We start from the raw sequence: 24,947 nt of genomic DNA, 5'->3' as shown, positions 1-24,947 counted from the left end.
GCGTTATTCCACGATCCTGTCGATGATCAGTTCTACCGGGTCGCCGTCGTGCTCGCCGACCGCCACCGCCGCGTGGCGGCCGAAGAGGTCGCCGGGTTGTGGATCGGCCTGGCCGCTGGCCGAGACCCGCGCCACCAGCCTCGCCTCGTCGACCTGGGACAGCCGCGCCATGGGCGCCATGGCATCGCCGTCGTCGAGGGTCAGGGTCGCCGGCAGCGCGCCCAGCGTGGTGCGCGCCACCGCCAGCGGCGGCAGCTCGCCGGCGGCGTCCCGGGCCACCACGAACACGGCGGTGTCGGCGCCCAGGCGGCCGGCCAGTTCGGACGCCAGGCTCACGCGCACGCGCAGGCCCGGGCCCTCGACGGCCTCGGGCGTCTGGCCCAGGCGGCGCTGGGCGGTGCGGATGCCCTGGCGCAGCGCCTCGGCGGACTCGGCGTCGTTCATGCCGGCGATGGCCCGGCGCCAGCGGTCGATGGCGGTCTCGTAGTCGGCGCTCTCGAAGGCCTCGATGCCGAGCATCCCGAGCACCGTGGGCTGGGTCGGATCGGCGGTCAGGGCCTCGTCGACCAGCGCCTGCACGTTCGGGGTCAGCTCGCGGCCGGCGGCAAAATACCGCAACTGGGCCAGCTCGGCCAACAGCCAGGGGCTTCGCTCCTCGAGCGCGAGCAGCCGGGTCAGGGCGTGGTCGGCGCGCTCCAGGCGGCCGCTGTCGCGATACAGCGGAAACAGCGAGCGCCAGACGTTGGGGTTGTCGGGCTGACGTGCGGCCTCGGCCTCCAGTCGCTCGATCAGCCGGGACAAAGAGGCCTCGGGGTCGTCCATCACCTGCTGCTGGAGACGATACAGCGCCAGGTCGCCCTCGGCGCCCTCCCAGCGGTACCAGCTGGCGCTGGCCACCACCAGGGCGACCATCGTCACGGGGACCAGCCAGCGCCCGGCGCGGGCGGGCTTCAGCGGCGAGCGGGTCGAGGCCGCGGTGTCGTCGAGCAGGCTGCGCTCGAGCTCGAGGCGATCCTCGTCGAAGCGCGCCGCATCGATCTCGCCGCGGTCGCGGGCGGCCTCCAGCGAAGCCAGGCGCCGCCGGTAGACGGCGACGTTCTGGCGGGCGGTGCGATCGCCGGCCTCATCATCGGCCAGGGCACGCGCCACCGGCCCGGCGCGGCGCAGCGGCAGCACCAGCAGCCACAGCGCCGGCACCAGCAGCAGGGCGAAGGCGATCCACAGCGCGATCATCGGTCATCCTCCCGTTCGAGCAGCGCGTCCAGCCGGGCACGTTCCTCGTCGCTGAGCGTCCTGGCCGAGGCGCGCCGGCGGGCCCGCACCAGCCATGCCACCAGCAGCCCGCCGCCCAGTATCAGGCCCGCGGGCAAGCCCCACAGCAGCAGGGTGCGGCCCTCCAGGCGCGGGTTGTACAGCACGTAGTCGCCGAAGCGGCTCACCATGAAGTCGAGGATCTCCTTGTCGGAGCGCCCCGCCTGCAGCTGCTGGTAGACGCGCTTGCGCATGTCGCCGGCGATCGGCGAGTCCGAGTCGCCGATCGCCTGGTTCTGGCACTTCGGGCAGCGCAGGGTCGCGGTCAGCGACTCGAAACGGTCGCGCATCACCGGGTCGTCGAACTCGCGCACCTCGATGGCGGCCTGTGCCAGGGCCGGTGCCAGCAGCGCCAGCATCAGCAGCGCACGGATCAGTCTTGCCATTTCGCCACCTCCGGCAGGATCACCCGCTCGACGTCCTGAGGCGTGATGTACCCGGTGTGGTGGTAGCGGATCACGCCTTCGGCATCGACCAGGAAGGTCTCGGGGGCGCCGTAGACGCCGAGGTCGAAGCCCAGGCTGCCCTCGGGGTCGAACAGGTTGACCTCGAAGGGGTTGCCGAACTCGGCCAGGAACTCGCGGCCCTTCTCCCGGGTGTCCTTGTAGTCGACGCCGACCAGGCGCACGCCGCGGTCGGCGAGCTCGAGCAGCTGTGGCATCTCCTGCTTGCAGGTCGGGCACCACTCGCCCCAGACGTTGACCAGGGTGACCTGGCCCTTCAAGAGCGATTCGTCGAGGGTCCGCCCGGGGTCCTCCAGGGTCGTGAGGCGGAAGGCCGGGAAGGGCCTGGCCATCAGCGCCGAGTCGCGCGAGGCGGGATCGATCGACAGCCCGCGGTAGAGAAACACCGCCAGCACCAGGAAACCGGCCAGCGGCAGCAGCAGCAACAGACGACGCTTCATGCGCTCACCTCCCGGGCGTGGCGTTCGGGGTCGGGCGCGGTGGCGGCGCGCCGGTAGCGGCGGTCGACCACCGCCAGCACGCCACCCAGCGCCATCAGCAGCGCGCCCAGCCACAGCCAGCGCACGAAGGGCTTGTACTGGATGCGCAGCGCCCAGCTGCCGTCGCCCAGGTCCTCGCCCATGGCCACGTAGAGGTCGCGCAGCAGCCCCGGGCGCAGTGCCACGTCGGTCATCGGCATGCCACGGGCCAGATAGATGCGCTTCTCCGGCGCCATCGTGAAGCGACGGCGGCTGTCGCCGCGGCTCACCTCGAGGCGCGCGACGTCGGCGACGAAGTTGGGACCGCGGCGATGGCCGAGGTCGGTCATGGCGAAGGTGTAGCCGGCCACCTCGACGCTGTCGCCCACCGCCATGCGCACGTTGCGCTCCACGGCGTAGTTCGAGACCACGGTCACGCCGACGATGGTCACCGCCAGGCCCAGGTGGCCCAGCACCATGCCCCAGTGGGCCAGCGACAGCCGCTTGAGCCCGGCCAGACGCCCGTCGCTGTGGCGGCTCTTCGTCCACAGGTCCCGCACCAGCGGCAGCACCACCCACAGCGCCGCCACCAGCCCCAGCGTGACCGCGAGGTTCCACTCGCCGCCGTAGGCCAGCGGCGCCAGCAGGCCAATGACCAGCGCCACGGCACCGGAGAGCCACACCCGACGGAACAGTTCACGGGGCCGGGTGCGCTTCCAGTTGGCCAGCGGGCCGAGCCCCATGAACAGGCACAGGATCACCGTCAGCGGCACGAACAGCGCATTGAAGTAGGGCGGGCCGACGCTGATCTTGCCCAGGTTCAGGGCATCGAGCAGCAGCGGATAGACGGTGCCGAGCAGCACGGTGACCGTCATCACCACCAGCAGGATGTTGTTGACCAGCAGCAGGGCATCCCGGGACAGCCAGGTGAAGCCGGCGCGCTGGCTGACCCGCGGGGCGCGCAGTGCGAACAGCAGCAGCGAGGCACCCACGGTGAGGCCCAGCAGCACCAGGATGAACAGCCCCCGGGAAGGATCGTTGGCGAAGGCATGCACCGAGGTCAGCACCCCGGAGCGCACCAGGAAGGTGCCCAGCAGCGACAGCGAGAAGGTGGAGATCGCCAGCAGCACCGTCCAGCTCTTGAAGGCGCCGCGCTTCTCGGTGACCGCCAGCGAGTGGATCAGCGCGGTGCCGGCCAGCCACGGCAGCAGCGAGGCGTTCTCCACCGGATCCCAGAACCACCAGCCGCCCCAGCCCAGCTCGTAGTAGGCCCACCAGCTGCCCAGGGCGATGCCCACCGAGAGAAAGGCCCAGGCCACGTTGGTCCAGGGACGCGCCCAGCGGGTCCAGGCCGCGTCCAGGCGGCCGCCGAGCAGCGCCGCGATGGCGAAGGCGAACACCACCGAGAACCCCACGTAGCCCATGTAGAGCATCGGTGGATGGATGATCAGGCCGATGTCCTGCAGCAGCGGATTCAGATCGGCGCCATCGGCGGGCGGGTTGGGCAGCAGCCGAGCGAAGGGATTGGAGGTAACCAGCACGAAGGTCAGGAACCCGGTGGAGACCAGCCCCATCACGCCCAGTACCCGGGCCAGCATGTCGCGGGGCAGCTCGCGGGAAAAGCGGCTGACGGCGAAGGTCCAGGCGCCGAGGATCAGGCTCCACAGCAGCACCGAGCCCTCGTGATTGCCCCACACCGCGCTGGCCTTGTAGTACCAGGGCAGCAGCGAGTTGGAGTTGTCGGCCACGGTGGACACGCTGAAGTCGTCGAGCAGGAAGCTCGCGGTCAGGCAGGCGTAGGCGACGATCAGGAACAGGAACTGCCCGGTGGCCATGGGCCGGGCATAGGCCATCCACAGCGGGCGGCGGGTCGCCGCCCCGGCCAGCGGCACGATGGCCTGCAGGGCGGCCATCGCCAGCGCGATGATCAGCGCGAAGTGACCGATCTCGGGAATCAGCGGGGTCAGCATGGCGTCTCCGGGTCAGTCCTCGGCCTCGAGCCGCTTGGCCACCTCGGCGGCCTTGTCCTGGTAGTCCTCCGGCGCATAGCCGGCCTCTTCCAGGGCCTGGGCCACCTCGGGCGGCATGTAGTTCTCGTCGTGCTTGGCCAGCACCTTGTCGGCCCGCAGCCAGCCCTCGGGCTGCAGCTGGCCGAGCACCACCACGCCCTGCCCCTCGCGGAACAGGTCCGGCAGGATGCCGCGATAGCGCACCTCGAGGTCCTCGACGTAGTCGGTGACCGTGAAGGAGACGGCCAGGCTCTCCGGGTCCCGGGCCACGCTGCCGGCCTTGACCATGCCGCCGGCGCGGATCGCGCGCTCCAGCGGGGCCTGGCCCTCGGCGATCTGCACCGGGCTGAAGAACAGGTTGATGTTGCTGCGCAGGGCGTAGAGCGTCAGACCCACGGCGATGGCGGCCAGCGTCACCAGCCCCAGGACCGCATAGAGTTTCTGCTTGCGTTTGGCTCTCATCGGGCAGGCCTCTCGTCGGTGGAAGCGTCGGCGGCCTCGGCCTGGCGTCGCTCGCGGCGGACCCGGCGCTCGAGGTCGCGCCGCACCCGGCGGCGCTCGGCCCGGGCGTGCCAGCCCACGGCCAGCAGCAGCGCGGCGGTGGCGCCATAGGCGCTCCAGACATAGGGCGCGTGGCCGCCCATGGCGAGGAACTCGGACAGCGAATCGAAGGCCATCAGCGCCCCTCCTCGACCAGCGCGCGCACCCAGCGCTTGGACGACTCGCGGCGCAGGATCTCGCTGCGGGTGCGCGTCAGGGTCACGGCGATGAAGAAGCCGTAGAAGCCGAGCACCATCAGCAGCAGCGGCAGCCACATCTCGACGGGCATGGCCGGCTTCTCGATGATCGAGAAGCTGGCCGGCTGGTGCAGGGTGTACCACCAGTCCACCGAGAACTTGATGATCGGGATGTTGATCACGCCCACCATGGCCAGCACCGAGGCCGCCCGGGCGCCGCCGTCGCGGCTGACGAAGGCGCCGCGCAGGGCGATCACCCCGATATAGAGGAACAGCAGGATCAGCATCGAGGTCAGCCGGGCGTCCCACTGCCACCAGGTGCCCCAGGTGGGCACGCCCCACACGGCGCCGGAGAACAGCGCCACGAAGGTCATGCCGGCGCCCAGCGGGGCCATCATCGCCGCCGCCATGTCGGCCAGCTTGATCTTCCAGACCATGAAGATCAGCCCGGCCGCGGCGATGGCGACGAAGATCGACTGGGCGAGGAAGGCCGCCGGCACGTGGACGTAGATGATGCGGAAGCTGTTGCCCTGCTGGTAGTCGGCCGGCGCGAAGGCCAGCCCCCAGAGCCCGCCGATCAGGATCAGCGCCACCGCCGCCAGCCACAGCGGCGTGAGCCATCGCGCGGTGATGGCGTAGAACCCCTTGGGGGAGCCGAGCTTGTGAAGGAAGGCCCACATTACCGTCGATTCCTCAACCGTTGAGCGCGATGCGCAGCGCCGCCGCGATGGCGAAGGGCGCGAAGATCAGCGCCGCCGCCAGCAGCGCACCGAGAATGGCCAGATGAGCCGCCACGACCCCGCCCTGGATCGCCGCCTGAACGGCGCCGGCGCCGAAGATCAGCACCGGAATGTAGAGCGGCAGCACCAGCAGCGAGAGCAGCACCCCGCCGCGAGCCACGCCCACGGTGAGCGCGGCGCCGATGGCGCCGATCAGGCTCAGGCTGGCGCTGCCCAGCGCCAGCGACAGCGCCAGCACGCCGTAGCTGCCCGCCGGCAGTGACAGCATCACGCCCAGCAGCGGTGCCATCAGCGCCAGCGGCAGGCCGGTCAGCAGCCAGTGCGCCGCCACCTTGGCCAGCGCCAGCACCGGCAACGGCTGGGGCGACAGCAGCAGCTGCTCCAGGCTGCCATCCTCGGCGTCGTCGCGAAACACGCCGTCCAGGGACAGCAGCGCCGCCAGCAGCGCCGCCACCCACAGCAGGCCCGGGGCGATGGTCGCCAGCAGCACCGGCTCCGGCGAGATGCCGATCGGAAACAGGGTGATCACCAGGGCGAAGAACGCCAGCGGATTCAGCACCTCGCCGGGGCGGCGCAGCCGCAGCACCAGATCGCGGTGCAGGGTCGCCCGCCATGCGACCGCGAGCCCGCCCGCCGGCTCCCCGGCCCCGAGCGGCGGGGCCGGCCGCGACTCAGCGTTCGACATCGTCGCCTCCCTCGCCCAGCGACAGGCGGCGCAGGCCGGCCGAGGCACGCAGTTCGTGATGGGTGGTGACCAGCACGGCACCGCCGCGGGCGGTATGGGCCTCGAGGCGTGCCTCGAGGGCGGCCACGCCGTCCCGGTCGATGGCCGTGAAGGGCTCGTCGAGCACCCACAGCGGTCGCGGCGTCAGCTCCAGCCGTGCCAGGGCCACGCGGCGCTGCTGCCCGGCGGAGAGCTGGGCGGCGGGCAGATCCTCGAAGCCGACCAGCCCGACCCGCTCGAGCGCCGCCAGGCGCGTCGGCTCGTCGCCGTGCTCGCCGGCCAGCGCCTGATACCAGGCCAGATTCTCCAGCGGCGTCAGCGTCGCCTTCACCCCCGGGGCGTGCCCCAGGTACAGCAGGCTGGCGAGGAAGTCGCGCCGCACCCGACGCAGCGCGGCGTCGTTCCACAGCACCTCGCCTTCGTGGTCCATCAGCTGGCCGGAGAGGATCTTGAGCAGGGTGGTCTTGCCGCTGCCGTTGGGGCCTTCGACGCGCAGGATCTCGCCGGCCCGGACCTCCAGATCGAGATCGCGGAACAGCCAGCGGTCGTCTCGCTCACAGGCCAGCCGCCGGGCTTGCAGACGCAGGCTCAAGGCACTCTCCAGGCGCGGATAACATGGCTCGGCACTCTACACGGAAAGGGTTTTCATCGCCAGCCGGGGCCCGGCCCGGAAGCGCCGGGGCTGACCTGCATCAGACCCCGGCTGGAAACGCCGCCCTTGCCAGATGCCGATCGCCTGCTATGCTGGCCAAGTACTGTATGTATCAACAGTCACTGCCGACGGGAGATGCCGCGCATGTCACTCGCCCCACAGTACCTGCTCCGCCAGCCCAACCTGCCCATCGCCGAGGCCTGGATGCCGCTCGATGACCGCGACCTGGTCGAAGTGCCCCTGCTGGGCAGCGTCGCCGCCGGCGTGCCCATCGACGCCTGCATCGATGCCGGCAGCGTCGAGGTGCCGAAGCGCATGGTCAAGCGCAACACCTATGCGCTGCGCGTGCGCGGCGACTCGATGATCGATTGCAACATCTTCGACGGGGATGTGATCATCATCGAACGTCGCGAGAGCGCCGAGAACGGCGAGACCGCGGTAGTGATGATCAACGATCAGGAGGTCACCCTGAAGAAGCTCTACATCGAGAAGTCCGGCGTGCGTCTTCAGCCGGCCAACGAGGCCATGCCGCCCATCTACCTCAAGAACAGCGACATCCAGGTGCTGGGACTGGTGATGGGCGTGGTGCGCCAGACGGACCTGGCCGCCTGATGCGCTATCCCGTTCCCGACCTGCCTGCCGGCGAGTGGCGCGAGACCGAACTCGAGGTCGAGAAGAGCCGCTTCATCGCCTGGGTCTGCCATGCCCCGGATGCCGCCGCCTTCGAGGCACTGCTGGCCGAGGCTCGGCGCACGCATCCCAATGCCAGCCACCACTGCAGCGCCTTCATCGCCGGCCCGCCCGGCGAGCAGAACGCCATCGGCTTCTCCGACGACGGCGAGCCCGGCGGCACTGCCGGGCGACCGATGTATCAGGTGCTGGAAGGCGCCGGCATCGGCCAGACCGGCTGCGTGGTGACCCGCTACTTCGGCGGCACCAAGCTCGGCACCGGCGGCCTGGCACGCGCCTACGGCCAGGCCGTGAGCGAGGCGCTGGAGACCCTGCCGACCCGCGAGGTCACCGAGCGCGACCCGCTGCGCCTGAAGATCGACTTTGCCGGCGAGGCCCAGGCCCGGGCCTGGTGCGCCGAGCGCGACATCCCCGTGGACGCCGCCGACTACGCTGCCGACGGCGTGGTGCTGACGCTGGGCTGGCCCCGGGACACCGAACGCGACCTCTCAGTCCTCACGTCCCGCCTCAAGGGACGACTCGAGACCCTCGACCCCGACGCGGCCTGAGGCCGCCTCGCCGGAGACGGCCCGCGCGCCCTCGTCCGCCGCGCCGATATAGCGCGCCCGCTTCTCCGGCTTGAGGCGCGCCAGGTCCACCGCCACCAGGCCGTCGGTGCAGTAACCGAAGGCCGTATCCACGCCGAAGGCCATGAAACGCGTGCCGCCGGGTTCGGTGACCTCCGCGTACTGCTTGTAGAGGGCCGGCACGCTGGCCCCCAGCGCCTGCAGCCCGTGACGCAGGCGCTGGAAGTCCGCCTTCGCATCGTCGCCGCGAAACAGCCGCTCCGCCTCCTGCTCCCCGGCCCGGGAGAGCCGCCAGGGGGCGCGGGGCCGCACCTGGCTATCGCCATCGCCGTAGTAGTGGCGGTAGTAGCTGACCAGCAGCTCCTTGGCCAGGGTCGGCAGGTGATTGGGCAGGGTCACCGGTCCGAACAGCCAACGCACCTCGGGATGCCGACGCAGGTAGGCCCCGAGGCCGACCCACAGGTAGTCCAGGCTGCGCCGCCCCCAGTAGCGCGGCTGAACGAAGCTGCGCCCCAGCTCCAGGCCGTGGCGCCAGTCCTCCCAGGGCGCCTGCTCCAGATGAAAGATGGTCGCGCCGTAGAGCCCCTCGATGCCGTGGCGATCGAGGATCCGCCCTACCTCGCCGAGTCGATAGGCGCCGGCGATCTCCAGGTCGCGATCGTCCCATAGCACCAGATGACGGTAGTAGTCGTCGTACGCGTCCAGGTCGCGCTTGCGGCCGGTGCCCTCCCCTACCCGACGAAAGGCCACCTCGCGCAGGCGACCGATCTCGCGCATGACCGACGAATCCGGCCGGCTGTCGACCAGCAGGATGCGCTTGCCGTCGGCGGTCTCGCCGAGCGTCTCGGCGTCGCGCAGCTCTTCGCGCAGGCGCTGGCGCGGCTCGGGGCGGGCGATACCGGTCTCGCCGACGAACACGCCGCGCTTGCCGCGCCCCAGCCGATAGACATGCTTGCGCAGCAGCTTGAGCTTGACCGGCGTGGTCAGGTCATCGCGATCGAACTGCGCCAGCGGAATCGGCCCGCCCACCCGCAGGGCGATATGGCGGCCGCGCTGGCGGAACATCTCGTCGGGCAGCAGCAGCGTACCCAGATCGCTGCGCAGCGACGTCAGGGCATAGAAGCGCGAGGAGTTGCGCCCGCGCACATGGACCGGCAGCAGCGGCGCGTTGGTGCGACGCGCGGCGTGCAGGAAGCCCGAATGCCACTTGCCGTCGCGCACGCCGCGGGGCCCGGCCCGAGAGACCTCCCCGGCGGGAAAGACGATCACCGCCCGCTCCGCCTCCAGGGCCTCGGTCAGGCGCGTGAGGCTACGGCGCAGCCCCCGCCGCGAGAGGTTGTCCACCGGCACGATCACGTCCGACAGCGGCGCCAGCTGCAGCAGCAGGTCGTTGGCCAGGATGCTGACGTCGGGGCGTACCTCGGCCACCATGCGTAGCAACGCCAGGCCATCCAGGGCACCGAGCGGGTGATTGGCGACCACCACCACCCGCCCGGTCTCGGGAATCTGCTCGCGATCCCTGGTCGACAGCGTGTAGCCGACGTCGAGATGCTCGAACACCCGGTCGATGAACTCGCACCAGCCGAGCTCGCCGTGGCGGGCCAGGAAATCGTTGATCTCGCGTTCGTGCACCAGCCGACGCAGCCCCGCCACCAGCGGCCCGAACAGCCAGGGCGGCCGCGCCGCCAGCCCCGGCGCCTTGTCGCGCAGGGCCCCTTCGATATCGATCATGCCGCTTCCTCATCGCCTGACGCGCCGTTCAGCGCCGATGTCGTCAGGCTAGGCGCGGCAGGTGACAGGACGATGGCGGCCCGGAACGGCGCACGGCGCCCCGAGGGGCGCCGTGCCGAGTCCCGCCCAAGACGGCGGCGAGCGATGCGGCCGGGGCAAGCCCGGGGCGCATCAGCCGAGGTACTTGATCATCACGCCCGCGGCCACCGCCGAGCCGATGACGCCGGCCACATTGGGCCCCATGGCGTGCATCAGCAGGAAGTTGTGGGGGTTGGACTCCAGCCCCACCTTGTTCGACACCCGGGCCGCCATGGGCACCGCGGAGACGCCGGCGGAGCCGATCAGCGGGTTGATCGGCGTCTTGCTGACCGCGTTGAGCAGCTTGGCCATCAGGATGCCGCAGGCGGTGCCGATGGCGAAGGCCACCATGCCGAGCCCGAGGATCCCCAGGGTCTCCACGGCCAGGAAGCGATCGGCCATCAGCTTGGAGCCCACCGAGAGTCCGAGGAAGATGGTCACGGTATTGATCAGGGCGTGCTGGGCGGTGTCGGAGAGCCGCTCCACCACGCCGCACTCGCGCATCAGGTTGCCGAAGCAGAACATCCCCAGCAGCGGCGCGGCATCGGGCAGGAACAGCACCACCAGGATCAGCAGGCTGAGCGGGAAGACGATCTTCTCGCGCTTTGACACCGGCCGCAGCTGTGTCATGGCGATCTCGCGCTCGCCCTTGGACGTCAGGGCGCGCATGATCGGCGGCTGGATCAGCGGCACCAGCGCCATGTAGGAGTAGGACGCCACGGCGATGGCCCCCAGCAGCTCCGGCGCCAGGATGCTCGAGACGTAGATCGAGGTGGGGCCGTCGGCGCCGCCGATGATGCCGATGGCGGCGGCCTGGTTGAGCGAGAAGTCCATCACGCCCATGGCGGTCAGCCCCACCGCGCCGATCAGGGTCGCGAAGATGCCGAACTGCGCCGCGGCGCCCAGGAACAGCGTGCGCGGGTTGGCCAGCAGCGGCCCGAAGTCGGTCATGGCGCCGACGCCCATGAAGATCACCAGCGGCGCGATGCCGGAGGCGATGGCCACGCTGTAGAACTGGTAGAGCATGCCGTGGGAAAAGCCGGCCCCCAGGGCCACGTCGTTGGCGGCGCGGACCAGCTCCGGCGCGATGTCACCGTGCAGCACCTCGCCGACGGTGTGGCGCCAGGCCTCGACGTCCGCGCCCGGGGCCAGGCTCGTCTGCAGCGTTGCCGCCAGCTGCTGAAGCAGCTCCGGACGCCCCAGATGGGCGGCCTGCTCGGCGGCGGAGAGCGCCAGCCCCGCCTCGGGAATGTTGGCCAGGATGCCGCCGAAGCCGATCGGCACCAGCAGCAGCGGTTCGAACTTCTTGGCCATGGCCAGCCACAGCAGCAGCAGGCACACGGCGATCATCGCCGCCTGGCCGAAGCTCAGGTTGTAGAGGCCGGAGCCGGTCCACAGGGTCAGTAACTTGTCGATCATGGGTTCGTCCTTTAGAGCACGACCAGGGCGTCGCCCACGGTGACACTGTCGCCTTCGCCGACCTTCACCGCCGAGACGGTGCCGGCGCTGGCGGCGCGCACTTCGGTTTCCATCTTCATGGCCTCGAGGATGATCACCACGTCGCCCTCGGCGACCACATCCCCCGGCTTGACGTTGACCTTGAAGATGTTGCCGGCGAGCGGCGCACTGATGGTCTCGCCGGGCGACGCTTCGCCCGAGGAGGCCGCCGGCGCCGCGGGGGCGGTCGACACGGCGCCGCCGCCCTGCTCCTGGATGCGCTCGATCTCGCCGCCCTCGGCGACCTCGACCACGTAGGACTTGCCGTTGACGGTGACGGTGTAGGTCTCCGGCCCGCCGGCCGGGGCAGGCGCCTGTCCGGCGGCCTGGGGCGCGGGAGCAGAGGGCACCGGCTCGAAGGCGTCGGGGTCGTCGCGATGCTTGAGGAACTTGAGACCGATCTGCGGGAACAGCGCATAGGTCAGCACGTCGTCGATCTCGCGCTCGCCCTCGGCCAGCCGGATGCCCTCGGCCCTGGCCTTCTCCTTGAGCTCGGCGGCGAGCCGGTCCATTTCCGGGGAGAGACGATCGGCCGGGCGGCAGGTGATAGGCTCGCCGCCTTCCAGCACGCGGGCCTGAAGCTCGGCGTTGTAGGCGGCGGGGGCGGCACCGTACTCGCCCTTGAGCAGCGCCTGGACCTCCTTGGAGATCGACTTGTAGCGTTCGCCCATCATCACGTTCATCACCGCCTGGGTGCCGACGATCTGCGAGGTCGGCGTGACCAGCGGAATGTAGCCGAGGTCCTCGCGCACCCGCGGGATCTCCTGCAGCACGTCGTCGAGGCGGTCGCCGGCGCCCTGCTCCTTGAGCTGGTTCTCCATGTTGGTGAGCATGCCGCCAGGCACCTGGGCCACCAGGATGCGCGAGTCGATGCCCTTGAGCGAGCCCTCGAAGGCGGCGTATTTCTTGCGCACCTCGCGGAAGTAGGCGGCGATGTCCTCCAGCGCCTCGAGATCGAGGCCGGTATCGCGCTCGGTGCCCTGCAGCATCGCCACCAGCGATTCGGTGGGGCTGTGGCCGTAGGTCATCGACATCGAGGAGATCGCGGTGTCGACGTTGTCGATGCCGGCCTCCACGGCCTTCAGCGCGGTGGCGGTGGAGAGCCCGGTGGTGGCGTGGCACTGCATGTGGATCGGGATGTCCACGGCCTTTTTCAGGCGCGAGACCAGCTCATAGGCATCGTAGGGCTTGAGCAGGCCGGCCATGTCCTTGATCGCCAGGGAGTCCGCTCCCATGGCGGCGATGCGCTCGCCGAGCTCGACCCAGCCATCGAGGGTGTGCACCGGGCTCAGGGTGTAGGACAGGGTGCCCTGGGCATGGCCCTCGTTGGCACGCACCGCCTGGATGGCGCGCTCCAGGTTGCGCGGGTCGTTCATGGCGTCGAAGACGCGGAACACGTCGACGCCGTTGGTGCGGGCGCGCTCGACGAAGCGGTCGACCACGTCGTCGGCATAGTGCCGATAGCCGAGCAGGTTCTGGGCCCGCAGCAGCATCTGCTGGCGGGTGTTGGGCATGGCCGCCTTCAGCGCGCGAATCCGCTCCCAGGGGTCTTCGCCCAGGTAGCGGATGCAGGCGTCGAAGGTCGCCCCGCCCCAGGATTCCAGCGACCAGAAACCGATCCGGTCGAGCTTCTCGGCGATCGGCAGCATGTCGTCGAGACGCAGCCGGGTGGCGAACAGGGACTGGTGGGCGTCACGCAGGACCACGTCGGTGATGCCCAGCGGGCGAGCGTTCTCCGTCATGGGAGTTCCTTGTCGTTGTCGTTGATGGAGTGAGAGGGTGTCGTGATCTAACGGCTATGCTCACGGCGATAGCGGTGGATCGCGGCGCTGATCGCCGCCGTCAGGTCCTCGTCCGGCACGGCCGGCCCGCGACTGGCGGGCGCCGGGGCGGCCGCGGCCGCGGGTTCGGGGAAGAAGCGCCCGATCACCCTCGACATCAGGGTGGTGACGATGACCAGCACGGTCAGGAAGACGAACACGAACCCCATGCCGAGGCCCATCAGGGCCAGGCCCTCGTTCAATAGCTGCGGATCCTGCATGGATGACCTCCTCGAGCGCCCCGCCGCACCCCGGCGAGGGGGCGCGCGAGTTGCGCATGAACGCTGAGCGTATAAGCTGCCACACTCCCAAGGAATCGCGATGGCACCATGGTGGAAGCTGACGTTGTTAAATTACTACATCCCGGCCGCATCGGCCTAGCCCCCATGGAGGGCGTGATCGATGCCGTCACTCGCGAAATGCTGACGCGAGCGCCGGGATTCGACTGGACGGTCACCGAATTCGTGCGCGTGGTGGACACGCGGCTGCCGCCGCGGGTCTTCCATCGCCACTGCCCGGAGCTGGCCGATGGCCGCCCGGCCACGCCGACCGGCGTGCCGGTGCACCTGCAGCTGCTGGGCTCGGACCCGGCGGCGCTGGCCGCCAACGCCCGTCAGGCGCTGAAGCTCGGCGTCAGCAGCCTGGACCTGAACTTCGGCTGCCCGGCCAAGCTGGTGAACCGTCACGACGGCGGCGCCTCGCTGCTGCGCGACCCGCGCCGGGTGCACGCCGCCGTGGCCGCCGTGCACGACGCGGTGGGCGATGCCATCCCGGTGACCGCCAAGATCCGGCTCGGCTTCGACGACCGCCGCCTGGCACTGGCCTGCGGCCTGGCCGCCGAGGACGCCGGCGCTCGCCAGCTGGCGGTGCACGCCCGCACCCGCCGTGAAGGCTACAAGCCGCCGGCCCACTGGGAATGGATCGGCCGCATCCGCGCCCGGCTGACGATCCCGGTGATCGCCAACGGCGACATCTGGACGCTGGAGGACTACTGGAAGGCGCGCACCCTGTCCGGCTGCCGAGACGTGATGCTCGGCCGTGGCGCCCTGGCCGATCCCGGGCTGGCACCGCGCATCCGCCACTGGCAGACCACCGGCGAGCGCCTGCCGGCGACGACCTGGACCGAGCGCGCCCGCGTCCTGCGCGACTATGCTGCGTCGCAGCGAACCATGTTACCCAGCAAGATCGTGGTCTCGCTACTCAAACAATGGTTGAACCACATGCGAAGTCGCGACGCCGAAGCCGCACGACGCTTTCAGGCACTGCGCCGAGTCACCGACCTGGACGATTTCCTCGCCGGCCTCGCGGCGGGGAGCGCCGTGCCGAGCGACAGGCTCGCCGTCGCCAGCGCCTGAGGGCGCCAGGAAGAGAGAAGAGAAGGGGCGGGAAGAGAGACCGGGAAGAGACAGCCGCCGCCAGGCGAACAAAAAAAAGGCGCACGTCGCGATGCGACGGCGCCTGAACGATCACGGGCACCGACCCCTCATTGGGCACGGTGTCCGGCTAGCAAAAAGCAGGGTACAAAAGACAGAAGACCCGCCCTCGCGAGGAGAGCGGGTCCGGAATCTGGCGCGCCCGGGAGGATTCGAACCTCCGACCACCTGATTCGTAGTCAGGTACTCTATCCAGCTGAGCTACGGGCGCTTGTCTTCCATCTATCGATGATGGCGGAGAGGGAGGGATTCGAACCCTCGAAGAGGCTATAAACCCCTTACTCCCTTAGCAGGGGAGCGCCTTCAGCCACTCGGCCACCTCTCCCTCATCGACAGGTGCGTATCCTACCGATCCGATTGGGGTTTGTCCATAGGGGGTGGCAATTTTTCTCGCCTCCCGGACTCACCGACAAATCGCAGGCGCGTTACCCCCTCCCCTCGCCGTCGTCATCGTCGTCGGTTCTCTCGCGCTGGATGCGCTGGTAGATCTCCTCACGATGCACGGCGACGTCCTTGGGGGCGTTGACGCCGATACGGACCTGGTTTCCCTTGACGCCCAGCACGGTCACGGTGATGTCATCACCGATCATCAGGGTTTCTCCGACACGGCGGGTCAGAATGAGCATGACTGATCTCCTTCTCAGACTTCTGACTGCGGGATGCGCTGTCGCGGCAGAGGGGCCGGCTCGTGCCCGCCCCTCCGATTGCAGGCATCGCCCATGACACCCCAGAAGCTTCGTTGAATGAAAGCTCTGTCGCAGGCGCTGCCATGGACTTCCCTACTAGCGTAGAAGCTGACGGCAGGCTGCGACGCCTTATTCGCTCTCGATGTCGTTCTTGTCCAGGCCGAAGGCCTGATGCAGGGCACGCACCGCCAGCTCCATCTGCTTCTCGTCGACCACCACCGAGATCTTGATCTCGGACGTGGAGACCATGCGGATGTTGATGTTCTCCTCGGACAGCACGCGGAACATCTTGGAGGCCACACCGGCGTGGGAGCGCATGCCGACACCGACCAGCGAGACCTTGGCGATCTTGTCGTCGCCCTTCACTTCGCCTTCGCCCAGCGCCGGCAGCACCTGCTCCTCGAGGATCTTCAGGGTCTGCTTGTAGTCGCCCTTGGCGACGGTGAAGGTGAAGTCGGTGTAGTCACCGGCCGGCGCCACGTTCTGCACGATCATGTCGATCTCGATGTTGGCATCGGCGATCGGGCCGAGAATCTTCGAGGCCACGCCCGGCACGTCCGGGGTGTTGAGCAGGGTCAGCTTGGCCTCGTTGGCGGTGAAGGCGATACCGGAGATCAGCGGTTCTTCCATGGAGTCCTCGTCTTTGTCGGAGTCTGCAACGATCAGGGTGCCGGGGCCGTCCTGGAAACTGGACAGCACGCGCAGCGGCACGTTGTACTTGCCGGCGAATTCGACGGCGCGAATCTGCAGCACCTTGGAGCCGAGGCTGGCCAGCTCCAGCATCTCCTCCACGGTGATGGTGTCCAGGCGCTGGGCCTGGGAGCAGACACGCGGGTCGGTGGTATAGACGCCGTCGACGTCGGTGTAGATCTGGCACTCGTCGGCGTTCAGCGCCGCGGCCAGGGCCACGCCGGTGGTGTCGGAGCCGCCGCGACCGAGGGTGGTGATGTTGCCCTCTTCGTCGACGCCCTGGAAGCCGGCGACCACGGCCACCTGGCCGTCATCCAGGTCCTGGCGCATGTCCTCGGTCTCGATGCGCTGGATGCGCGCCTTGGTGTGGGCGCTGTCGGTCATGATGCCGACCTGGGAGCCGGTGTAGGAGGTGGCCGGCACGCCGAGCTTGTGCAGCGCCATGGTCAGCAGCGAGATCGTCACCTGCTCGCCGGTGGAGACCAGCATGTCGAGCTCGCGCGGGGTCGGCTCGTCGTTGATGTCGTTGGCCAGGCCGATCAGGCGATTGGTCTCGCCGCTCATGGCGGACACCACGACCACGACCTGATGGCCGGCGTCACGGAAGCCCTTGACCTTCTCGGCCACGGCCTTGATGCGCTCCACGGAGCCCACCGAGGTACCGCCGAACTTCTGTACGTATAGTGCCATGCGTCGTTGTCCCTCTGTCGATTTAGCGTTGGAATGGATGAAAGGTAAGCGAGGCCGGATACACGAGGGGCCGAAGACGCTGCCGTCTTCGGCCCCGTGACGCCTAGAGCGCCTCCTCGACCCAGGCCGGGACGCTCTCCAGCGCCGCCGGCAGGGCCGCGGCATCGCTGCCGCCGGCCTGGGCCATGTCGGGTCGGCCGCCGCCCTTGCCGCCGACCTGGCCGGCCACGTGGTTGACCAGCGCACCGGCCTTGACCCTGGCGGTGAGGTCGTCGGTGACGCCGGCGATCAGGCTGACCTTGCCGGCGGCCTCGTCGGCCACGCCGAGCACCACGATGCCGGAGCCCAGCTTGTTCTTGAGCTGGTCGAGCATGCCGCGCAGCTCCTTGCCCGAGACGCCTTCCAGGCGCTTGGCCAGGACCTTGACGCCCTTGACCTCACGGGCCTCGTCGAGCAGGTCGTTGCCGGCGGCGCTGGCCAGCTTGGCCTTGAGACGCTCGAGCTCCTTCTCCAGGCCGCGATTGCGCTCGACCAGCGATTCGACGCGCTCCTCGACCTGCTCGGGCTTGGCCTTGAGACGCTCGCCGATGCGTGACACCCGCGCTTCCTGCTCGCGGAAGTAGGCCAGCGCGGCCTCGCCGGTGATGGCCTCGATGCGGCGCACGCCGGAGGCCACGCCGGCCTCGCTGACGATATGGAAGCAGCCGATGTCGCCGCTGCGACGCACGTGGGTGCCACCGCACAGCTCGATCGAGAAGTCGTCGGCGCCGATGGTCAGCACCCGCACGCTGTCGGCGTACTTGGCTTCGAACAGCGCCGCGGCGCCCTTCGCCTTGGCTTCGTCCAGGGTCATGTGCTCGATGCGGGTGTCGGCGTTGGCCAGCACCTGCTCGTTGACCAGTCGCTCGATCTCGGCCAGCTGCTCGGCGCTCACCGGCTCGAAGTGGCTGAAATCGAAGCGCAGGCGCTCGGGCGTCACCAGCGAGCCCTTCTGCTCGACGTGCTCGCCGAGCACGATGCGCAGCGCCTCGTGCATCAGGTGAGTCGCCGAGTGATTACGCACGCTGGCCGCGCGCAGGCTGGCATCGACCCGCGGCGTCACCGCGTCGCCCACCGCCAGCGCGCCCTCGAGCAGCACGCCGTGATGCAGGTGGTGACCGCTCTGCTTCTGGGTATCGGTGACCAGGAAGCGGCCGCCGTCGAACTCGAGGTAACCGGTGTCACCCACCTGGCCGCCGGATTCGGCGTAGAAGGGCGTGCGATCCAGCACCACCATGCCGCGCTGCTCGACCTCGAGGCCGTCCAGCGGATTGCCCTCGCGGTCGACGATGGCGGTGACCGCGGCCTGGTCCTCGAGACGCTCGTAGCCGGTGAAGTCGGTCTCGCCTTCCAGATCGAGCGAGGCCTCGTAGGCGGCACCGAACTGGCTGGCCGCCCGGGCGCGTTCGCGCTGGGCCTCCAGTTCGCGCTCGAAGCCGGCCTCGTCGAGGGTCACGCCGCGCTCGCGGCAGACGTCGGCGGTCAGGTCGTAGGGGAAGCCGTAGGTGTCATAGAGCTTGAACACCGTCTCGCCCGGCAGGGTGTCGCCCTCGAGGCCGGCCAGCGCCTCCTCGAGCAGGCCCATGCCGTGATCCAGGGTGCGGGCGAACTGCTCCTCTTCCTTCAGCAGCACGCGCTCGATCTGGTGGCGCGCCTCGCGCAGCTCCGGGTAGGCCTCGCCCATCTCGGCGTCCAGCGCGCCCACCAGCTTGTGGAAGAAGCGACCCTGGGCACCCAGCTTGTGTCCGTGACGCACCGCGCGGCGGATGATCCGACGCAGCACATAGCCGCGCCCCTCGTTGGAGGGCAGCACGCCGTCGGTGATCAGGAAGGCGCAGGAGCGGATGTGGTCGGCGATCACGCGCAGCGAGGGCGTGGACGTGTCGTCATGTCCGGTGGCCCGGGCCGCCGCCTCGAGCAGGTTCTGGAACAGGTCGATCTCGTAGTTCGAGTGCACGCCCTGCATCACCGCGGCGATGCGCTCCAGGCCCATGCCGGTGTCGATGGACGGCTTGGGCAGCGGATGCATCTCGCCGGCCGCGTCGCGATCGAACTGCATGAACACCAGGTTCCAGATCTCGATGTAGCGGTCGCCGTCCTCCTCGGGGCTGCCGGGAGGGCCGCCCCAGACCTCGGCGCCGTGATCGAAGAAGATCTCGGAGCTGGGACCGCAGGGGCCGGTGTCGCCCATCTGCCAGAAGTTGTCCTCGTCGAGCTTGGAGAAGCGCTCCGGATCGACGCCGATCTCGTCCTTCCAGATGCGCTCGGCCTCGTCGTCGCTGACGTGCACGGTGACCCACAGCTTCTCCTTCGGCAGCCCCAGCACCTCGGTGAGGAAGGTCCAGGCGAAGCGGATGGCGTCGCGCTTGAAGTAGTCGCCGAAGCTGAAGTTGCCCAGCATCTCGAAGAAGGTGTGGTGGCGGGCGGTGTAGCCGACGTTGTCGAGGTCGTTGTGCTTGCCGCCGGCGCGCACGCAGCGCTGGGCCGAGGTGGCACGGACGTAGGGACGCGGGTCGCGGCCGAGGAAGACGTCCTTGAACGGCACCATCCCGGCATTGGTGAACAGCAGGGTCGGGTCGTTGCTCGGCACCAGGGAGCTGGACGGCACGATGGTATGCCCCTGCTCCTCGAAGTAACTCAGAAAGGCCTGTCTGATGTCTGCGCTTTTCATGGGGTATCCGTGGCGATAGGCGTGGTGGCCCGCAGGACGGGCACGGCAGCCATCATCGGACTGCCACCCGGGGCGTTCGCAAAGGGACCCATTATAGCGCAGTCGTCAAGCGACTAAAGGGCGGGGCGTTCAGGCGTCGTCCCAGGCATGGTTCATGGCATGCCGCAGCTGGTCGAAATCGAAGCCGCGGCCGGCCAGGAAGCGTTCGCGACGGGCACGCTCGCGGGGTTCCTGGCCGGGGCCGGAGAAACGCCGGGCCAGGGTCGTGGCGGCGAGCTCGAACCAGTCGACCTCGCCGCCGGCCTCGTCGAAGGCGCCACGAGCGGTGGCGTCATCGACGCCGCGGCGGGAGAGCTCGGCGCGGATGCGCACCGGCCCCTGGCCGCGAGCGACCCGGGAGCGCAGGAAACTCTCGGCGAAGCGCACGTCGGACTGCAGCCCCTGCTCGACCAGCGCGTCGAGGCAGGCCTCGACCGCCTCGAGCGCATGGCCCTTGGCAGCCAGGCGGTCGCGCAGCTCGGCCCGGGCATACTCGCGCCGGGCCAGCAGGCGGATGGCGTCATCGCGGGGCGTGGCATCTTCCGATCGCACAGGGCCCGCCATGGATCAGGACGACTCGCCGCCCGCGTCGGTGTCCGCCTCGGCCTCGGCGCTCTCTTCCTTGGGCTCCGGCGAGGACAGCAGCTGGGCGCGGATCTGGCTCTCGATCTCTTCCATGATCGCCGGGTTGTCCTCGAGGAACTGGGCGGCGTTGGCCTTGCCCTGGCCGATCTTGCTGCCCTGGTAGCTGTACCAGGCGCCGGCCTTGTCGACCAGGCCGCACTGCACGCCCAGGTCGACCACCTCGCCGGCGTGATAGATGCCCTTGCCGTAGAGGATCTGGAACTCGGCCTGGCGGAACGGCGGCGAGACCTTGTTCTTGACCACCTTGACCCGGGTCTCGTTGCCGGTGACCTCGTCGCCCTGCTTGACCGATCCGGTGCGGCGGATGTCGAGGCGCACGCTGGAGTAGAACTTGAGCGCGTTGCCGCCGGTGGTGGTCTCGGGGCTGCCGAACATCACGCCGATCTTCATGCGGATCTGGTTGATGAACACCACCATGCAGTTGGCGTTCTTGATGTTGCCGGTGATCTTGCGCAGCGCCTGGGACATCAGCCGCGCCTGCAGGCCGACGTGGGAGTCGCCCATCTCGCCTTCGATCTCGGCGCGCGGGGTCAGCGCCGCCACCGAGTCGATGATGATCACGTCGACACCACCGGAGCGCACCAGCATGTCGCAGATCTCGAGGGCCTGCTCGCCGGTATCCGGCTGGGAGACCAGCAGGTCATCGAGGTTGACGCCGAGCTTCTCGGCGTAGCTCGGGTCGAGGGCGTGCTCGGCGTCGATGAAGGCGCAGGTCTTGCCCTGCTTCTGGGCCTGGGCGATCACCGACAGGGTCAGGGTGGTCTTGCCCGAGGATTCCGGGCCGAAGATCTCGACCACGCGGCCGAAGGGCAGGCCGCCGATGCCCAGGGCGATGTCCAGCCCCAGGGAACCGGTGGATACCGACGGCATCACCACGCGCGGGGTATCGCCCAGGCGCATCACGGTGCCCTTGCCGAACTGGCGCTCGATCTGGGAAAGCGCGGCATTGAGCGCCTTGGAACGATTGTCGTCCTGAGCCATGAGGGTCTCCTAAGCGATCGCCGTGACGCACGGCGATGACGAAACATTGGCGGAATGACGGCGCGACGGCCGCCGAAAAGCACTGTATGACTGCACAGTAGTATGACGAAAAAGCAGCCGCTCGGCCACCCCGAACCGACCGCATCGGCCGAGGCCGAACTAGCCGTTTTCCAGCTCGGCGATCAGCCCCTCGAGGGCGGCGTTCACGGCCTGGTCGCGCACCGCATCGCGCTCGCCGGCGAAGTGGTGACGCTCGGTGCGCACCCGGCCCGGGGCACCCCAGGCCAGCCACACCGTGCCCACCGGCTTCTCGGCGCTGCCGCCGCCGGGGCCGGCCACGCCGCTGATGGCCACGGCCAGATCGGCGCCGCTCTCGGCGCAGGCCCCGGCCACCATGGCCTCGACCACCTCGTGACTGACCGCCCCGACACGCTCGAGCAGCGCCTCGGACACGCCCAGCAGGCGCGTCTTGGCGGCGTTGGAATAGGTCACGTAGCCGGTCTCGAAGTAGCCCGAGCTGCCGGCGATCTCGGTGATGGCATTCGCCACCCCGCCGCCGGTGCAGGACTCGGCGGTGGCGACGCTCGCGCCGCGCTCCCGGCACAGCGCACCGAGGCGCTCGGCGAGACGGCGCGTCTCGGGCGATACGGACATCGGCTTCTCTCCAATTCTCGCATGCGGCCGGTCGCCACGGATCACGATGCGCGGGCGCCGGGGACAGATCGCAGAGGGGGTCCTATGCCAGGGATGGCATCGGTAGCGCCCATGGAAGGGTTCACAGCGCCCCCTCGCAGATCTGTCGCCGGATCAGCCCGCTGCAACGACGGCAACGCTGGCTCCGAGGTTGTCTTGATGGCCCTGACGACGGCCATCCTTGGGCGTAGAATACTGGCTTTGTCCGCGAGATGCATGGCACCCCACGCCATCCCGACATCCGCGTTTCTCACCGTCTCCACCGCCAGCCAGGGAAGCCCATGTCACAGGCCAGCACCAAGCCGCACACGCCGATGATGGCCCAGTATCTGAAGATCAAGCGCGAGCACCCCCAGGTGCTGCTGTTCTACCGCATGGGCGACTTCTACGAACTCTTCTTCGACGACGCCAAGCGCGCCGCGGCGCTGCTGGACATCACCCTGACCCAGCGCGGCCAGTCGGCCGGCCAGCCGATTCCCATGGCCGGCGTGCCCTACCACAGCGCCGAGGGCTACCTGGCGCGCCTGGTCGCCGCCGGCGAGTCGGTGGCCATCTGCGAGCAGATGGGCGACCCGGCCGCCGCCAAGGGCCCGGTGGAACGCAAGGTGGTGCGCATCGTCACCCCCGGCACCCTCTACGACGAGGCGCTGCTCGACGCCCGCCGCGACAACCTGGTGGTGGCGATCCATCCGACCGGCGAGCGCTGGGGGCTTGCCTGGCTGGAACTCTCCAGCGGGCGCTTCAGCGTGCTCGAGGTGGAGGGCGAGGCCGAGATGCTGGCCGAGCTGACCCGCCTCGATCCGGCCGAGCTGCTGGTGGCCGACAGCCTGAGCCTGCCGCCGTCGCTCGAGGAGCGTCGCGGCCTGCGCCGCCAGAGCGACTGGCTGTTCGACCTGGAATCGGCCACCCGCACCCTGTGCGACCAGTTCGCCGTGCAGGACCTGCGCGGCTTCGGCTGCGCCCATCTGGAGGCCGCACTCACCGCCGCCGGGGTGCTGATCGACTACGCCCGCGACACCCAGCGCTCGCAGCTGCCCCATGTCACCGCCATCGGCGTCGAGAGCCGCGACGACGCCGTGGTGATCGACGCCGCCAGCCGCCGCAACCTGGAGATCGACGTCAACCTGGGCGGCGGCAGCGACAACACTCTGGCCAGCGTGCTCGACACCACCGCCACCGCCATGGGCTCGCGGCTGCTCAAGCGCTGGCTCAACCGCCCGCTGCGCGACCGCGATCAGGTCGGCGCCCGCCAGGCCGCCGTGGCCGCCCTGCTCGACCGCGACGTTTACCTGCCGCTGGGCGAGACGCTCAAGGCGATCGGCGACGTGGAGCGCATCCTGGCCCGGGTGGCGCTGTACAGCGCCCGCCCCCGGGATCTCGCCCGGCTGCGCGACGCCCTGGCGGCGCTGCCCGAACTCGAGGCCGAGCTCGCCGAGTACGAGGACGGCACCGCGCTGGACGAGCTCAAGCGCCATATCCGCCCCTATCCCGCGCTCGCCGACACCCTGGGCCGCGCGCTGGTCGAGAACCCGCCGGTGGTGATCCGCGACGGCGGCGTGATCGCCGAGGGCTTCGACGCCGAGCTCGACGAGCATCGCGGCCTGGCCGAGCACGCCGGCGACTACCTGGTGCAGCTCGAGACTCGCGAGCGCGAGCGCACCGGACTGACCGGCCTCAAGGTCGGCTACAACCGGGTCCATGGCTACTACATCGAGATTCCCCGCGCCCAGGCCCGCGAGGCGCCGGTGGACTACATCCGCCGCCAGACGCTGAAGAACGCCGAGCGCTTCATCATCCCCGAGCTCAAGGAGTTCGAGGACAAGGCGCTGTCGGCCAAGTCCCGCGCCCTGGCCCGGGAGAAGCTGCTCTACGACGGCCTGCTCGACGACCTCAACGCCGAACTGGCCCCGCTGCAGGCCACCGGCCGCTCCCTGGCCGCCCTGGACGTGCTGGCCGCGCTGGCCGAGCGCGCGCGTTCGCTGGACCTGGCTCGCCCGGCGCTGCCGGAGGCGCCGGGCCTCGACATCCGCGGCGGCCGCCACCCGGTGGTCGAGCGGGTCAGCGAGGCGCCCTTCGTGCCCAACGACATGGTGATGGACGACGCGCGGCGCATGCTGGTGATCACCGGCCCCAACATGGGCGGCAAGTCCACCTACATGCGCCAGGCGGCGCTGATCACCCTGCTCGCCCACACCGGCAGCTTCGTGCCGGCCGACAGCGCGAGCATCGGCCCGGTGGATCGCATCTTCACCCGCATCGGTTCCTCCGACGACCTGGCCGGCGGCCGCTCGACCTTCATGGTGGAGATGACCGAGACCGCCAACATCCTGCACAACGCCACCGACCACAGCCTGGTGCTGATGGACGAGATCGGCCGCGGTACCAGCACCTTCGACGGCCTGTCGCTGGCCTGGGCCAGCGCCGAACACCTGACCCGCACCCGCGCCTTCACGCTGTTCGCCACCCACTACTTCGAGATGACCGCGCTGGCCGAACAAGCCGAGAGCGTGGCCAACGTGCATCTGACGGCGGCGGAGCACCGCGACGGCATCGTCTTCATGCACCGGGTGGAGGACGGCCCGGCCAGCCAGAGTTACGGCCTGCAGGTCGCCCAGCTGGCCGGCGTGCCCCAGGGCGTGATCGCCCGGGCCCGGGAGAAGCTCGCGACGCTGGAGCAGCAGGAGGTCGACCAGGGCCAGCGCGCGCCGGTGGAACCCCGCGAAGGCGAAGAGGCGTCACCGCAGCAGGCGGATCTGTTCGCCAGCGCCCCGCATCCGATGGTGGAGAGCCTCTCGGGGCTGGCGCTGGACGAGCTGAGCCCACGCCAGGCACTGGAATGGCTGTACCGGTGGCAGGACAGCCTGTAGGACGGAAGACCGATACAAGCGCCGGTCATCGCCGTC

Annotated in this window: 23 protein-coding genes and 2 tRNA genes; 4 read left to right on the top strand and 21 right to left on the bottom strand. The window is 69.6% G+C overall.

The annotated features are described in order from the left end of the window. Nucleotides 1-3 precede the first annotated feature (3 nt). The 9 genes from ccmI to ccmA are packed head-to-tail and all read right to left on the bottom strand — an operon-like array spanning nucleotide 4 to nucleotide 7,035. Nucleotides 4-1,233, bottom strand: coding sequence for a c-type cytochrome biogenesis protein CcmI (gene ccmI / locus CVH10_RS03710; protein ID WP_106487850.1), 1,230 nt, complete (start codon nucleotides 1,231-1,233; stop codon nucleotides 4-6). Beyond that, nucleotides 1,230-1,697: a cytochrome c-type biogenesis protein gene (locus CVH10_RS03705; protein ID WP_106487849.1), complete on the bottom strand. Its 468-nt coding sequence runs from the start codon at nucleotides 1,695-1,697 to the stop codon at nucleotides 1,230-1,232. Before CVH10_RS03705 ends, ccmI begins: the two co-directional genes overlap by 4 nt. After that, the gene (locus CVH10_RS03700; protein ID WP_106487848.1) at nucleotides 1,685-2,215 is read right to left on the bottom strand and encodes a DsbE family thiol:disulfide interchange protein; all 531 of its coding nucleotides are present in this window, start codon (nucleotides 2,213-2,215) and stop codon (nucleotides 1,685-1,687) included. The genes CVH10_RS03705 and CVH10_RS03700 overlap by 13 nt, the downstream gene beginning before the upstream one ends. Further along, complete coding sequence (locus CVH10_RS03695) at nucleotides 2,212-4,203, bottom strand: heme lyase CcmF/NrfE family subunit (protein WP_035592569.1); 1,992 nt, start codon at nucleotides 4,201-4,203, stop codon at nucleotides 2,212-2,214. The genes CVH10_RS03700 and CVH10_RS03695 overlap by 4 nt, the downstream gene beginning before the upstream one ends. Before the next feature lie 12 nt (nucleotides 4,204-4,215). Further along, on the bottom strand, nucleotides 4,216-4,704 hold the full coding sequence (gene ccmE / locus CVH10_RS03690) for a cytochrome c maturation protein CcmE (protein ID WP_035592572.1): 489 nt from the start codon (nucleotides 4,702-4,704) through the stop codon (nucleotides 4,216-4,218). Continuing rightward, a complete protein-coding gene (gene ccmD / locus CVH10_RS03685; RefSeq protein WP_106487847.1) occupies nucleotides 4,701-4,919 on the bottom strand; it encodes a heme exporter protein CcmD in 219 nt (72 codons plus the stop codon). Before ccmD ends, ccmE begins: the two co-directional genes overlap by 4 nt. After that, on the bottom strand, nucleotides 4,919-5,659 hold the full coding sequence (locus CVH10_RS03680; RefSeq protein ID WP_106487846.1) for a heme ABC transporter permease: 741 nt from the start codon (nucleotides 5,657-5,659) through the stop codon (nucleotides 4,919-4,921). The genes ccmD and CVH10_RS03680 overlap by 1 nt, the downstream gene beginning before the upstream one ends. Before the next feature lie 13 nt (nucleotides 5,660-5,672). Further along, nucleotides 5,673-6,404, bottom strand: coding sequence for a heme exporter protein CcmB (gene ccmB / locus CVH10_RS03675; RefSeq protein WP_106487845.1), 732 nt, complete (start codon nucleotides 6,402-6,404; stop codon nucleotides 5,673-5,675). Further along, nucleotides 6,391-7,035, bottom strand: coding sequence for a cytochrome c biogenesis heme-transporting ATPase CcmA (ccmA, locus tag CVH10_RS03670; protein WP_106487844.1), 645 nt, complete (start codon nucleotides 7,033-7,035; stop codon nucleotides 6,391-6,393). Before ccmA ends, ccmB begins: the two co-directional genes overlap by 14 nt. A gap of 204 nt (nucleotides 7,036-7,239) precedes the next feature. Here ccmA and lexA point away from each other — a divergent pair, with 204 nt between their 5' ends. Both lexA and CVH10_RS03660 read left to right on the top strand, forming a co-directional pair. Continuing rightward, a complete protein-coding gene (lexA, locus tag CVH10_RS03665; RefSeq protein ID WP_035592588.1) occupies nucleotides 7,240-7,707 on the top strand; it encodes a transcriptional repressor LexA in 468 nt (155 codons plus the stop codon). Then, the gene (locus CVH10_RS03660) at nucleotides 7,707-8,333 is read left to right on the top strand and encodes a YigZ family protein (protein WP_106487843.1); all 627 of its coding nucleotides are present in this window, start codon (nucleotides 7,707-7,709) and stop codon (nucleotides 8,331-8,333) included. Before lexA ends, CVH10_RS03660 begins: the two co-directional genes overlap by 1 nt. On the opposite strand, the gene CVH10_RS03655 is transcribed toward CVH10_RS03660, so the two are convergent. The 4 genes from CVH10_RS03655 to CVH10_RS03640 all read right to left on the bottom strand — a co-directional run bounded on the left by CVH10_RS03655 (nucleotide 8,274) and on the right by CVH10_RS03640 (nucleotide 13,698). Next, nucleotides 8,274-10,082, bottom strand: a complete 1,809-nt coding sequence (locus CVH10_RS03655) for a lysophospholipid acyltransferase family protein (RefSeq protein ID WP_106487842.1) — start codon at nucleotides 10,080-10,082, stop codon at nucleotides 8,274-8,276. The two genes, CVH10_RS03660 and CVH10_RS03655, sit on opposite strands and share 60 nt — an antisense overlap. A gap of 171 nt (nucleotides 10,083-10,253) precedes the next feature. Beyond that, nucleotides 10,254-11,576, bottom strand: a complete 1,323-nt coding sequence (locus CVH10_RS03650; RefSeq protein ID WP_106487987.1) for a sodium ion-translocating decarboxylase subunit beta — start codon at nucleotides 11,574-11,576, stop codon at nucleotides 10,254-10,256. Between the two features lie 14 nt (nucleotides 11,577-11,590). After that, the gene (gene oadA, locus CVH10_RS03645) at nucleotides 11,591-13,399 is read right to left on the bottom strand and encodes a sodium-extruding oxaloacetate decarboxylase subunit alpha (RefSeq protein WP_106487841.1); all 1,809 of its coding nucleotides are present in this window, start codon (nucleotides 13,397-13,399) and stop codon (nucleotides 11,591-11,593) included. Between the two features lie 47 nt (nucleotides 13,400-13,446). After that, on the bottom strand, nucleotides 13,447-13,698 hold the full coding sequence (locus CVH10_RS03640; RefSeq protein WP_106487840.1) for an OadG family protein: 252 nt from the start codon (nucleotides 13,696-13,698) through the stop codon (nucleotides 13,447-13,449). Nucleotides 13,699-13,863: 165 nt separating this feature from the next. On the opposite strand from CVH10_RS03640, the gene CVH10_RS03635 reads away from it, so the two are divergent. Next, nucleotides 13,864-14,832: a tRNA-dihydrouridine synthase gene (locus tag CVH10_RS03635; RefSeq protein WP_035592602.1), complete on the top strand. Its 969-nt coding sequence runs from the start codon at nucleotides 13,864-13,866 to the stop codon at nucleotides 14,830-14,832. A gap of 212 nt (nucleotides 14,833-15,044) precedes the next feature. Here the strand turns inward: CVH10_RS03635 and CVH10_RS03630 are convergent. The 8 genes from CVH10_RS03630 to CVH10_RS03595 all read right to left on the bottom strand — a co-directional run bounded on the left by CVH10_RS03630 (nucleotide 15,045) and on the right by CVH10_RS03595 (nucleotide 22,005). Then, a tRNA-Arg gene (locus CVH10_RS03630) sits at nucleotides 15,045-15,121 on the bottom strand. A 21-nt stretch (nucleotides 15,122-15,142) separates the two neighbouring features. After that, a tRNA-Ser gene (locus CVH10_RS03625) sits at nucleotides 15,143-15,235 on the bottom strand. 100 nt (nucleotides 15,236-15,335) lie between these two features. After that, the gene (csrA, locus tag CVH10_RS03620) at nucleotides 15,336-15,536 is read right to left on the bottom strand and encodes a carbon storage regulator CsrA (protein WP_035592604.1); all 201 of its coding nucleotides are present in this window, start codon (nucleotides 15,534-15,536) and stop codon (nucleotides 15,336-15,338) included. A 189-nt stretch (nucleotides 15,537-15,725) separates the two neighbouring features. Beyond that, nucleotides 15,726-16,976 carry an aspartate kinase gene (locus tag CVH10_RS03615; RefSeq protein WP_035592606.1) on the bottom strand — a complete coding sequence of 417 codons (1,251 nt, stop codon included), beginning with the start codon at nucleotides 16,974-16,976 and terminating at the stop codon, nucleotides 15,726-15,728. Between the two features lie 103 nt (nucleotides 16,977-17,079). Next, nucleotides 17,080-19,686: an alanine--tRNA ligase gene (gene alaS / locus CVH10_RS03610; protein WP_035592607.1), complete on the bottom strand. Its 2,607-nt coding sequence runs from the start codon at nucleotides 19,684-19,686 to the stop codon at nucleotides 17,080-17,082. 129 nt (nucleotides 19,687-19,815) lie between these two features. Further along, nucleotides 19,816-20,289, bottom strand: a complete 474-nt coding sequence (locus CVH10_RS03605; protein ID WP_035592608.1) for a regulatory protein RecX — start codon at nucleotides 20,287-20,289, stop codon at nucleotides 19,816-19,818. Nucleotides 20,290-20,292: 3 nt separating this feature from the next. Next, nucleotides 20,293-21,351, bottom strand: a complete 1,059-nt coding sequence (gene recA / locus CVH10_RS03600; RefSeq protein WP_106487839.1) for a recombinase RecA — start codon at nucleotides 21,349-21,351, stop codon at nucleotides 20,293-20,295. Between the two features lie 159 nt (nucleotides 21,352-21,510). Continuing rightward, on the bottom strand, nucleotides 21,511-22,005 hold the full coding sequence (locus CVH10_RS03595) for a CinA family protein (RefSeq protein WP_106487838.1): 495 nt from the start codon (nucleotides 22,003-22,005) through the stop codon (nucleotides 21,511-21,513). 320 nt (nucleotides 22,006-22,325) lie between these two features. Here CVH10_RS03595 and mutS point away from each other — a divergent pair, with 320 nt between their 5' ends. Further along, on the top strand, nucleotides 22,326-24,911 hold the full coding sequence (gene mutS, locus CVH10_RS03590) for a DNA mismatch repair protein MutS (RefSeq protein WP_106487837.1): 2,586 nt from the start codon (nucleotides 22,326-22,328) through the stop codon (nucleotides 24,909-24,911). Nucleotides 24,912-24,947 lie beyond the last annotated feature (36 nt).

It is taken from the genome of Halomonas sp. ND22Bw (assembly GCF_003011945.1).
Classification (GTDB): domain Bacteria; phylum Pseudomonadota; class Gammaproteobacteria; order Pseudomonadales; family Halomonadaceae; genus Halomonas; species Halomonas halophila.
Note: the sequence above shows the minus strand (reverse complement) of the source record. Positions and strands in the feature narration are given on the sequence as shown.

What these genes read in the sequence shown, in the direction of transcription:
- CVH10_RS03660 (WP_106487843.1), top strand. Translation starts at nt 7,707, where the DNA reads ATGCGCTATCCCGTTCCCGACCTGCCTGCCGGCGAGTGGCGCGAGACC.
- ccmB (WP_106487845.1), bottom strand. Translation starts at nt 6,404, where the DNA reads ATGTCGAACGCTGAGTCGCGGCCGGCCCCGCCGCTCGGGGCCGGGGAG.
- CVH10_RS03640 (WP_106487840.1), bottom strand. Translation starts at nt 13,698, where the DNA reads ATGCAGGATCCGCAGCTATTGAACGAGGGCCTGGCCCTGATGGGCCTC.
- CVH10_RS03695 (WP_035592569.1), bottom strand. Translation starts at nt 4,203, where the DNA reads ATGCTGACCCCGCTGATTCCCGAGATCGGTCACTTCGCGCTGATCATC.
- CVH10_RS03605 (WP_035592608.1), bottom strand. Translation starts at nt 20,289, where the DNA reads ATGGCGGGCCCTGTGCGATCGGAAGATGCCACGCCCCGCGATGACGCC.
- CVH10_RS03615 (WP_035592606.1), bottom strand. Translation starts at nt 16,976, where the DNA reads ATGGCACTATACGTACAGAAGTTCGGCGGTACCTCGGTGGGCTCCGTG.
- CVH10_RS03680 (WP_106487846.1), bottom strand. Translation starts at nt 5,659, where the DNA reads ATGTGGGCCTTCCTTCACAAGCTCGGCTCCCCCAAGGGGTTCTACGCC.
- CVH10_RS03705 (WP_106487849.1), bottom strand. Translation starts at nt 1,697, where the DNA reads ATGGCAAGACTGATCCGTGCGCTGCTGATGCTGGCGCTGCTGGCACCG.
- alaS (WP_035592607.1), bottom strand. Translation starts at nt 19,686, where the DNA reads ATGAAAAGCGCAGACATCAGACAGGCCTTTCTGAGTTACTTCGAGGAG.
- CVH10_RS03595 (WP_106487838.1), bottom strand. Translation starts at nt 22,005, where the DNA reads ATGTCCGTATCGCCCGAGACGCGCCGTCTCGCCGAGCGCCTCGGTGCG.
- recA (WP_106487839.1), bottom strand. Translation starts at nt 21,351, where the DNA reads ATGGCTCAGGACGACAATCGTTCCAAGGCGCTCAATGCCGCGCTTTCC.
- lexA (WP_035592588.1), top strand. Translation starts at nt 7,240, where the DNA reads ATGTCACTCGCCCCACAGTACCTGCTCCGCCAGCCCAACCTGCCCATC.
- ccmI (WP_106487850.1), bottom strand. Translation starts at nt 1,233, where the DNA reads ATGATCGCGCTGTGGATCGCCTTCGCCCTGCTGCTGGTGCCGGCGCTG.
- CVH10_RS03655 (WP_106487842.1), bottom strand. Translation starts at nt 10,082, where the DNA reads ATGATCGATATCGAAGGGGCCCTGCGCGACAAGGCGCCGGGGCTGGCG.
- csrA (WP_035592604.1), bottom strand. Translation starts at nt 15,536, where the DNA reads ATGCTCATTCTGACCCGCCGTGTCGGAGAAACCCTGATGATCGGTGAT.
- CVH10_RS03635 (WP_035592602.1), top strand. Translation starts at nt 13,864, where the DNA reads ATGGAGGGCGTGATCGATGCCGTCACTCGCGAAATGCTGACGCGAGCG.
- CVH10_RS03700 (WP_106487848.1), bottom strand. Translation starts at nt 2,215, where the DNA reads ATGAAGCGTCGTCTGTTGCTGCTGCTGCCGCTGGCCGGTTTCCTGGTG.
- mutS (WP_106487837.1), top strand. Translation starts at nt 22,326, where the DNA reads ATGTCACAGGCCAGCACCAAGCCGCACACGCCGATGATGGCCCAGTAT.
- ccmD (WP_106487847.1), bottom strand. Translation starts at nt 4,919, where the DNA reads ATGGCCTTCGATTCGCTGTCCGAGTTCCTCGCCATGGGCGGCCACGCG.
- ccmE (WP_035592572.1), bottom strand. Translation starts at nt 4,704, where the DNA reads ATGAGAGCCAAACGCAAGCAGAAACTCTATGCGGTCCTGGGGCTGGTG.
- oadA (WP_106487841.1), bottom strand. Translation starts at nt 13,399, where the DNA reads ATGACGGAGAACGCTCGCCCGCTGGGCATCACCGACGTGGTCCTGCGT.